The following is a 9,707-nucleotide window of genomic DNA, read 5'->3' as shown; positions in this document are numbered from 1 at the left end:
CCATAAGAAAACCCCTGTCAGTTGGATGGGTGTCCAACTTTCAGGGGTCACTTCATGACTGCGGGGGTTTTTGTTTGCGCGGCTGGAAAGCCGATCGATTTACAGATTCGTCAGCGACGCAGGGCGGCGAAAAGAAAGCTGGCAGCACCCACGAGTTCCGCCCAGCCGATCCACGACAAGGCCGTGATGCCCTCCTGCTCGATGCGTCCACCCTGCGTGGCGAGGAACACCACCAGCAACAGCGCACCGATGAGCGTCAGGCGGTTGCGGGCCCGATCACGATGGGCCTCGTGGCGGAGCGATACCAGCTCGCGGCGTTGCCCTTCGAGGATCTCCGACTGGCGATGGACCTGCTGCATGGCCTGGATGGACAGGCGCGGAAGTTCGGACAGGTGCTGGTTGAGATAGGGCAGTTCGTCTTTGAAGCGCTCGAGAAAGGCCTTGGGGCCGATGCGCTCGCGCATCCAGCGTTCGATGAACGGCTTGGCGGTCTGCCAGAGGTCGAGGTCCGGGTAGAGCTCCCGGCCCAGTCCCTCGATGGCCAGCAGTGTCTTCTGCAGCAGGACCAGCTGCGGCTGGACTTCCATGTCGAACTGGCGCGCGACCTGGAACAGTCGCAGCAGGAAGTGGCCGAAGGAGATCTCGCGCAGCGGCTTCTGGAAGATCGGCTCGCAGACCGTGCGGATCGCCGCCTCGAATTCCTCGACCCGCGTGGTGTTCGGCACCCAGCCCGATTCGACGTGCAGCTCGGCCACGCGGCGATAGTCGCGGTTGAAGAAGGCGTGAAAGTTCTCGGCGAGATAGCGCTGATCCTCGGGCATCAACGAACCGACGATGCCGAAATCCACCGCCATGTAGCGCGGCTGCTCCGGGTCGCTCGCGTCAACGAAGATGTTGCCCGGGTGCATGTCGGCGTGGAAAAAGTTGTGCTTGAACACCTGGGTGAAGAACACCTCCACGCCGCGTTCGGCCAGCCGCTGCATGTTGACGTTCGCCGCGCGTAGCAGGTCCGTGCGCGCGATCGGAATGCCGTGGATACGCTCCTGGACCAGCACGTCGGTGCGACACCAGTCCCAGTAGACCGCCGGCACGTAGAGCATCGGCGAGCCCTCGAACTGGCGCTTGAGTTCGGCGGCGTTGGCCGCCTCGCGCTGCAGGTCGAGCTCGTTCATCAGGGTCTTGTCGAACTCGGTGACCACTTCCACCGGGTGCAGGCGCGGGCCTTCCGACCAGTAGCGTTCGGCCAGTCGCGCCACGGTGTAGAGGATCTCGAGATCGCTGCGGATGCGGCGATGAATGCCCGGCCGGGTGATCTTGACGATCACCTCCTGGCCGTCGTCCAGCGTGGCGGCATGCACCTGGGCGATCGACGCCGAGGCCAGCGGCTCGGCCTCGAAGCAGGCGAAGTGTTCGGTGACCGAGGCGCCGAGTGCCGCCTCGATGCGCGCTCGGGCAACCTCGGCGGGGAAGGGGCGGACTCGATCCTGCAGTGCGGACAAGGCCTCGGCCAGATCCGGTGGCAGCAGGTCGCGCCGGGTGGAGAGCATCTGACCGAACTTGACGAAGATCGGCCCGAGGTCTTCGAGTGCCGCGACCAGCCGTTCGCCGCGCGTGCGCTGGCGGTTGTTCGAGAACCAGTACCAGGGCGACGCGAACTTGAGGAAGCGGATTGGGCGGAAGATCTTGAGCGCCAGCACGATCTCGTCGAGGCCGTGGCGCAGCAGCACGAACTGGATCACCACCAGGCGCCAGAGCAGTCGGGGTCGCATCAGGCCTCCTCGGGGTTGTTGCGGGGCGCGTTGCCAGCGGCTGCCTCGAGGCGCTCGATGCGACGCTCGAGCCGCTCGACGGCCGCGCGTGTCTCGTCCACGCCCTCGAGAAAGTCCGGCAGGTCGAAGTCATCGGCAATGATCCGGGCCTCGTGCACCAGGTAGTCATGCTGTTCGATGCGGCGGGTTTCGCGCCATTCAGCCGCGTTTCGTTGGGCTTGCTGTGCCGCCTGTTCGACCACCCCGGCGGCTGAGACGCCGACTTTTTCGGCCAGCCAGTCGGCCCAGTCAATATCGAGCTCGCTCAAGGCGCGTAGGAAGCGGGTGGCCGCCTGCTCGTCGCCCTCGATGGTGAGATCGCCGGTAAACAGCGAGTCCGAGGCGTGCTCGCGCTGCAGGACGGCCAGCAACGCCGGGCCGCTGGTATGAATGCGGGCATCGGGTGGCAGGTCATCGGCGGCTCGCCACATCAGCCCGTTGGTGGTAGGCGTGACGGTGATCGTGAGATGGGGGTGTTCGATCTCGACGGCGATCACCAGGCCGGACAGGTCTGCCAGTCGGGCGCGCGCGTTCGTGTCGCGCTGAATTAGTCGATTGATGACGGTTTCGGCGCTGAAACGCAGGGCGGTGGAAATCATGGGGGCACGGGCAGTGACGAATGGATCAGAGCCAGTCGGTCAGGGCGATGCCCAAGCCGATACGGCTGACCGAGCGATTGTAGTCGATCAGGCTTTCCCCGTAGCCATTGAAGTATTGCACATAGCCCTTGACGCGTTTCGACAGCGGGAAGCTGTAGTCCACCTGGACGGCGCCTTTGTTGTTGGCGAAGTCGAGGTTGTTGCGCAGGGTGGCCGCGATGGTCTGGTCTTTCCACTTGTAGGCCAGCATCAGGTCGCCGTATCCCATGTAGTCGGTGATGTCCGGGTTTTGCTCCTCACCCGCCTCGGGCAGGTGATACCAGCCGCGGAGGCGACCGGCGAAATGGCCGCGACCGAAGGAGGTGCTCGCGGCGAGCCGGTTCCAGCTGCGCGAACGCTCACCACCCTGGCCGTTGGAGGTGTGGATCAGCGATAGCCGGGAGCGCTTGAAGGTCAGGCCGGCCAGCGAGAAATCCGTGTTGAAGCTCACGCCCACCTCGGGCTCGTAGTTGGTCTCGCGAAACGGGGAGGAGGCGTCCTCGTCGGAGCCGAGAAACTCGGTGTTGTAGGTCTGCCAGAGCGAGAGCTGGGTGTAGCCGAAATACAGCGCGGTGTTGGGGCCGAATGGATCCTCGAACCAGTCGAACTGGAACGACAGCTGGAACTTGGTCTCGGCGTGCTGGGGCTCGAAGTCGTAGACGTCGCGTGACAGGTCGGTCGGTGTATAGGTCGCCGGCATGATGTAGTTCGGCTTGTAGCTGCGCATCACGAACGGATTGCGCTCACCCGACTGCTCCGACTTGAGTCGACGCTCCAGGGCCACCGGCTGGGATTCGTTGATCATCGGGGTGGACTCATCCTCTTCCGCTTGCGACGCGGCGACCGGTCCAGTACTGGTGTTGCTTGTCGTCTGCCCCTGCTCTTCGGCCTGCGTGGCATCGTCCTCGAGTGCTGCCGGGCCGCTGGAGGCCAGTCGATCGAAGCAGGCCAACCGCTTTGCGTCGGCATCGATCGCGGCACATGCCGACCAGTCGGGCGTGTCGGTCTGGGCGGTGGCCGGACTCAGAACGCCCAGCAGCGCGAGTCCGGACAGCGCAGCGGACAGGTGGAGGTGGTTGGGACGGAACAAGAAATGGGACATGGCGGCAAGTCTTTGATGGATGGCGGCCGGTGGGCCATGATAGACGGTACCGAATGGAACGCCGAACCGGCATGTCGAATCCGTGCCGGGAAAGGCCCGTCGGCGACTCATTCAGAGTTGCCGGATGGACGGGAGTTCCCCCGCGGACCCCGGAGGGCAGCATGGGACAGGCCAAGAAGCACGCTCGGCAACTGGACGCCGATTTCCTCACCCAGCCGGCCGGCGAGATCGCAGCCGTGCTCATTCGCGCCCAGCAGGCCGTCTTCCGTCGTGCCTGGGCCCATTACCTCGAGGCGGCCGACGACCCCGAGGCCCTGCACGACCTGCGGGTCGAGTTGCGGCGCCTGCGCGTCTGGTTGCGTTTGTCGCGTGACGTCGTGCGCACGCGCAAGTCAACGCGGCGGCGACTCAAGGCGCTGGCCCGTTCGAGCAGCCCGATGCGCGATCACGAGGTGATGCTCGAACTGCTCGACCGGGTCGCCAAGGATGCCGACTGTGCCGATGTGGCGGCGCGGATACGTCGCCTAGCCGATGAACGTCAGCCGGTGGTCGGCGATCTGGCGTTCGACGTCAAGCCCGGCCTCAAGCCGCGGGCACGCAAGGGCACCGTTCCGTTCGGTCGCTGGTTCGCGAGCCAGGTCTCCATGATGACCGAACACATCGAGCGTGACCTTTCGGCGGGTCGCTCGGGGTTTCATGCCGCGCGCATCCAGGTCAAGCATCTGCGCTACCTGATCGAACCCATGGACGAGCCCTTTGCCGTGGTCGAGCCCATGCTCGCCGATCTCAAGACCATCCAGGACTGGCTGGGCGACCTGCACGATCTGGTGGTCTTCCGTGCGCACTTGGCCGATTACGCCGGCTGGTTGCTGACTGACGCGCTGCCCGCGCCTCTCGCCCGCCCGGGTAAGCAGGCGAGACCCTTGAGCCAGACCTTCACTGGCGTGCGCGACGACACCATCCGGCTGTCGGCCTGGCAGGACGCCCAGTTCGAGGTGATGTGGCGTGACTGGGAAGCACGCCGTCCGGCGTCCGAGAAACGGCTGTATACCGCCCGTAACCGCCTGATCGGCGAGCTCGAAAAGGCCGCTCCGGCGGCGAATTGACAAGCCAGGGGAAAACGACAAAAATGCCCGGTCCCGCGCCGGAGTAGCTCAGTTGGTAGAGCAGGGCATTCGTAATGCCAAGGTCGTAGGTTCGACTCCTATCTCCGGCACCAGTTTCCTCGCCTGGAATCAGGGCGGCAGCAATCAACGCTGTTCCTGATTGCTCCCTCAACGTACACCCTCGGGCCCCGCAAGGTGGATTGCCCGACCGGTGGGCCGTTAACGCTTCCCGACTTTTTATGACTGTCTCCGATTCGGAGGCATGACCGGGCGTGTGGAAGGCATTCTCGACCACGGGAACACATATCCCCCGTGGACGACCCGCTAGAGCCTTTTCACATACCAGGTGACGCCCGAACCGCCGACACGATTGAACAGCAGCCAGATCGGACTCGGGTCTTCGCAAGCGATGAAGCCATGCCGCCGGTAGAACCGCTGAACGTGCTTTTCGCTGGCCCAGGCATCGAGCGTGACTTGTCGCACACCTTGCTCGCGCAAATGATCGATCGCCGCTTCGAGCAGGACGCTGCCGAACCCCCTGCCGCGGTACTCCGGGCGAATGATGAGCCGACTGATATAAGGCCCTTGGGCCGCCATCCAGCGCATGACGGCCTCTGCCCCCAGCGCACGTGGTGCGCCGTGGGGGCAGCCGAACTCGCGCCGCACGCGTGACCAGATCACTCGCTGCGGCCCCTTGCCATCGAGGTAGAACTGCAGGTGGCCGACCAGCGAATCGTCGGCACGCAGAAAGAGAATGCGCGAGTAGTCGACTGTCTCGGCGAAAATACGACGCTGGGTAACGGCCTCGCCGAGCAGCGGACGGAATACCGTGGGTCCGACCGCCGCCATCTGTTGTTCCTCGATCGTGGGGTGACGATCCCTGACCTGGTAGACCTCGACCCGTGTCGATAGCGCGTCCGCTGGTTGCATGACGACCCGTTCGGGCAGCTCGCTCAATGCCGCGCTCATGTCGGTCATCATCAGTTTTCCTTCGCGGTTGATGGTTTGTGCGGCCGCCGCCCTCACGGCGGGCCACGATGGCCTCTCCCCGGATCGGACGCAAACTGCTTTCCCCGAAGGTTCGGGTGTGCCCACGTGGATCCGCGGCGTTCACCTCAAGTCGGACGAGCAGGTCCGCCGACAGCGTTGAAACCCGGCCTTAATCTTCCGGGAAGGAGCTGTTGAACAGGTTCGAGCAATGACTGCTTAGTGCCCCCTGTCTCCGTCATGGTTCCCCTGAGCCCAAAAATACGGGCGTCGCGATACTTTCGATCGCATTTTCGACAGACGGTGAGGCATCCGATCGTCGGGTTGAGTGAGGGGCGGTGCGCGCCATTGGTTTTGTGCCCGGCGCGGTAATGACCTAGACTGCGATGTCCGGAGCATGGGCCGCGCCGACGGTCGTCGATGCGGAACTTCCCGCCCGTGCTCGGGTCTGATTCATCAGAAGATCCTGAACCCGGTTTGACGTCCTCGGACGGTTGCCGGGGACTTGAAATCTCGAGTGACGACCCAATACATGTAGCAAGCCGGGGGTGATACGGCTTCGACGTGGGTCACGAAACTCAAGGTGCATGCCGAGGTGTAGTCTCCTCGTTAAACAACTGCAAAACCAATAGTTGCCAACGACGACAACTACGCACTCGCAGCTTAAAACCCTGTAGGGTGCCGTCTGGCCGGAGCCGTGCTTGTGCGTCCGGAACCCAGGCGTCGACTCTCACAAGCTCGTGGTGAAGCGCGTCCGGCGTGGATCCACTAAAACTCTAGCCGGACTCGCCGAGTATCTTCCCTGCCTGTCGGGTAGTACTCGGTTAAAGCAATAGACAGGACAAGCATGTAGGACCGAGAGCGTAGGGCTTGCGGACGCGGGTTCGACTCCCGCCACCTCCACCAAACTCCGCCGAGAAGGGCCAGCCAGCGATGGTTGGCCCTTTTTTTGTCTCCCCCAGTCGTCGCCCAGTCGTCGCCGATTGACGAACGCCCCGCCGGCCATGCAGGCCGAGCCGTCGATTCAGTCGTTCCGCAATGCGGTAGGACATGCCATTATCCGGTTATGGAATTAACCGACTGTTTTGCGAAGGCTTAGGCCGGGCCATGCGGAGATTGGCCTGGGCACTGGCGTTGTCGTTGCTGGCCACCACGGCGTCGGCCCGCGAGGTGACGGTCGGGCTTTATGAGAACGACCCGAAGGTATTCCGTGATGCCGAGGGCCACCCTTCGGGCATTTTCGTCGAGCTCATCGAACGCATTGCGACGGAGGAAGGGTGGGTCCTGTCGTTCGAGGAATGCGCCTGGTCCGAGTGCCTGGACCGAACCCAACGCGGCGAAATCGACTTGATGCCCGATGTGGCCATAAGCGATGAGCGCGAGGCTCGACTCGACTTTCACACCCTGCCTGCCCTGCACAGTTGGTCGCAGGTCTATCGGCACCCGGACCTCGAGGTGAACTCGATCTTCGATCTGGCCGGGCGGCGCATCGCGTTGCTGGAGGGATCGATCCAGCAGGCGCGGATCGATGCCTTGTTCGACGAGTTCGGCATCGCCTTCGAGCCGCTGCTCGTCGAGGACTTTCATGCCGCCTTCGAGGTCGTCTCCGCCGAACGAGCCGATGTGGCACTCGTCAATCACCTGTTCGGCAGTCGCTATCACGCCGACTATGGCCTCAAGCGCACGCCGGTGGTCATGGAGCCGGCCCGGCTGTTCTTTGCGACCGGGCAGGGGCTCAATCCCGAGTTGCTGGACGCGATCGATCAGCATCTCGCGCGTTGGCAGGGCGATGGTGACTCGGTCTATTTCGACATCCTCGAGCATTGGTTGGGGGAGCGTCCGCGGGTGGCTGCGCCCGGCTGGGTGGGGTGGCTGATTGCCATCGGTGGGCTCCTGCTACTTGCGGCCCTCGGTGTGGTGTGGCGACTGCGTCGGGTGTCGGCGATCCGTGGTCGGCGGCTTGCCGAAACCCGTCGTGCCCTGGAGACGGCCCACGAGGTGATCGAGGCGAGCCCGGTGGTGCTGTTCCGTTGGTTGCCAAGGCCTGGCTGGCCGGTGGCGTTCGTCTCCGGCAACGTCTCGCGCTGGGGGTACACGGCCGAGGAGTTCCTCGACGGCAGCCGTCACTTCGCCGACATCGTCCACCCGGACGACATGGAACGGGTGGACGCGGAGGTCGAAGAGCGCCTCGCCGCCGGGGCGACCGCCTACCGCCAGGAGTACCGCATCCTGCATGCCGATGGCACCCCGCGCTGGGTTGGTGATCTCACCCACGTCTTCCGCGACGAGCACGGACAGGTCGAGCGGATCGAGGGGGTGGTCACCGACATCACCGAGCAGCGCGAGGGCGAGCGTCGCCAGCGCGAGGCGGCCGCGGTACTGGAAAACACGCTCGAGGGCGTGATCATCACCGATGCCGACGAGCGGATCGTGATGGTCAACCGGGCGTTCCAGTCCTTGACCGGCTACACCGAGGACGAGGTGCTGGGTCGGCCGGTTACCCTGCTGGACGCCGAGCACGCGACGAGTCCCTGGTCAGCGATTCGAGACGAACTGGCGGCGAGCGGGCACTGGCAGGGCGAGTTGACCAGCCGGCGCAAGAACGGCGAGATCTTCCCCGAGTTGCGCGCGATCAGCCGGGTGGTCGGGCCGGCCGGCGAGGGCGATCACGTGGTCCACCTGTTCACCGACATGTCGCGGCTGCGGGCCACCGAGGCGCGGCTGGATTTCCTCGCCCGCCACGATGCGCTCACCGACCTGCCCAACCGCGCGCTGCTCCTGTCGCATCTGCGTGATCGCGTCGCTTCGGCCGAGGTGGCGGCGCTGGGGCTGCTGCTGATCGATCTCGATCGTTTCCGCGACGTCAACGACAGTTATGGTCACCACGTGGGTGACACCCTGTTGCGCCAGGCCGCCCAACGGTTGGAATCGCTGCTCGAGGGGCGTTGCCTCGCCCGGCTGGGCGGTGACGAGTTCGCGGTGCTGGCGGAAAACGTCAGCCGAACCGATCTTGCGGGCCTGGCCGAGACGATCATTGAGGTGCTCAGCCGACCGTGGCGACTGGACAACGGCAGCGAGGTGCGCCTGGGCGCGAGTGTCGGCATCACCTGCTATCCGGATTTCGGCGGTAGCCCCGAGGCACTACTGCAACAGGCCGATGCGGCGGTCTATCGCGCCAAGGCCGAGGGGCGCGGGGGGTTCCGCTTCTTCGACGACAGCCTGACGGCCAGTGCCCGCCACCGCATCGAGATGGAAACCCGCCTGCGCCGAGCGATCGAGGCCGGTGAGCTCGAGTTGCATTATCAACCCCAGATCGAGATCGCCAGCGGCCGCATCATCGGTGCCGAGGCGCTGGTGCGCTGGCGGGACGGTGAACGGGGGCTGGTGCCGCCGGATGCCTTCATTCCGGTGGCCGAACAGACCGGGATGATCGCCACCCTGGGTGAATGGGTCCTGCGAGAGGCCTGCCGCCAGGGGAGCGAATGGCGCGATGCCGGCTTGCCGGTCCCCAGGCTGGCGGTGAACCTCTCGGCGCGGCAGCTGCACGATGAGTCGCTGGTCGACCGGGTCCGGGCGGCGCTCGACGAGACCGGCTACCCACCCGATCAGCTCGAGCTCGAGCTGACCGAGAGCGCACTGATGCATCAGCAGGAGCGTTCCGTCCGATTGCTGCGTGCCCTGCGTCGGCTGGGGTTGCACCTGGCCATCGACGATTTCGGCACCGGGTATTCCTCGCTGGCCTACCTGCGCCAGTTCCCCATCGATGTCCTGAAGATCGACAAGCGCTTCATCGATGATCTGGCCGACAACAACGATGACCGCGAGATTGCCGGTGCCATCCTCGCCATGGGGCACGCGCTGCGCCTGTCGGTGATCGCCGAGGGTGTCGAAACCGAGGCGCAACTGGGCTTCCTCCGCGCCAACGGCTGCGACAGCTACCAGGGTTATCTCTTCAGCCCGCCGCTGCCGCCTGCCGCCTTCGCCCGCCTCTTGGCCGAGTAACGCTGCTACGCTCAGAGCGATGGCCCCTCGGCGAAGGCCGGCGGGAACAGCCGCGTGACGATGG

The 9,707-nt window shown here is 64.8% G+C and carries 6 protein-coding genes, 1 tRNA gene and 1 other RNA gene; 4 read left to right on the top strand and 4 right to left on the bottom strand.

The genetic code is table 11. The features are described from left to right. Nucleotides 1–110: 110 nt before the first annotated feature. The 3 genes from ubiB to D5687_RS09010 are packed head-to-tail and all read right to left on the bottom strand — an operon-like array spanning nucleotide 111 to nucleotide 3,548. Nucleotides 111–1,769, bottom strand: a complete 1,659-nt coding sequence (gene ubiB / locus D5687_RS09020) for a ubiquinone biosynthesis regulatory protein kinase UbiB (protein WP_125199450.1) — start codon at nucleotides 1,767–1,769, stop codon at nucleotides 111–113. Then, nucleotides 1,769–2,407: an SCP2 domain-containing protein gene (locus tag D5687_RS09015; protein ID WP_125199449.1), complete on the bottom strand. Its 639-nt coding sequence runs from the start codon at nucleotides 2,405–2,407 to the stop codon at nucleotides 1,769–1,771. The genes ubiB and D5687_RS09015 overlap by 1 nt, the downstream gene beginning before the upstream one ends. A 25-nt stretch (nucleotides 2,408–2,432) precedes the next feature. Continuing rightward, complete coding sequence (locus D5687_RS09010; protein WP_158611833.1) at nucleotides 2,433–3,548, bottom strand: phospholipase A; 1,116 nt, start codon at nucleotides 3,546–3,548, stop codon at nucleotides 2,433–2,435. 161 nt (nucleotides 3,549–3,709) lie between these two features. Here D5687_RS09010 and D5687_RS09005 point away from each other — a divergent pair, with 161 nt between their 5' ends. Beyond that, complete coding sequence (locus D5687_RS09005; RefSeq protein WP_158611832.1) at nucleotides 3,710–4,654, top strand: CHAD domain-containing protein; 945 nt, start codon at nucleotides 3,710–3,712, stop codon at nucleotides 4,652–4,654. 37 nt (nucleotides 4,655–4,691) lie between these two features. After that, a tRNA-Thr gene (locus tag D5687_RS09000) sits at nucleotides 4,692–4,767 on the top strand. 211 nt (nucleotides 4,768–4,978) lie between these two features. On the opposite strand, the gene D5687_RS08995 is transcribed toward D5687_RS09000, so the two are convergent. Then, nucleotides 4,979–5,632 (bottom strand): GNAT family N-acetyltransferase, encoded by a 654-nt coding sequence (locus D5687_RS08995; RefSeq protein WP_158611831.1) that lies wholly within the window; start codon nucleotides 5,630–5,632, stop codon nucleotides 4,979–4,981. A 553-nt stretch (nucleotides 5,633–6,185) separates the two neighbouring features. Here D5687_RS08995 and ssrA point away from each other — a divergent pair. Further along, nucleotides 6,186–6,547, top strand: a transfer-messenger RNA (tmRNA) gene (gene ssrA, locus D5687_RS08990). 201 nt (nucleotides 6,548–6,748) lie between these two features. Then, the gene (locus D5687_RS08985; protein WP_158611830.1) at nucleotides 6,749–9,643 is read left to right on the top strand and encodes an EAL domain-containing protein; all 2,895 of its coding nucleotides are present in this window, start codon (nucleotides 6,749–6,751) and stop codon (nucleotides 9,641–9,643) included. The last annotated feature ends 64 nt before the right edge of the window (nucleotides 9,644–9,707 follow it).

Source organism: Guyparkeria sp. SCN-R1 (genome assembly GCF_003932495.1).
GTDB lineage: Bacteria > Pseudomonadota > Gammaproteobacteria > Halothiobacillales > Halothiobacillaceae > Guyparkeria.
Note: the sequence above shows the minus strand (reverse complement) of the source record. Positions and strands in the feature narration are given on the sequence as shown.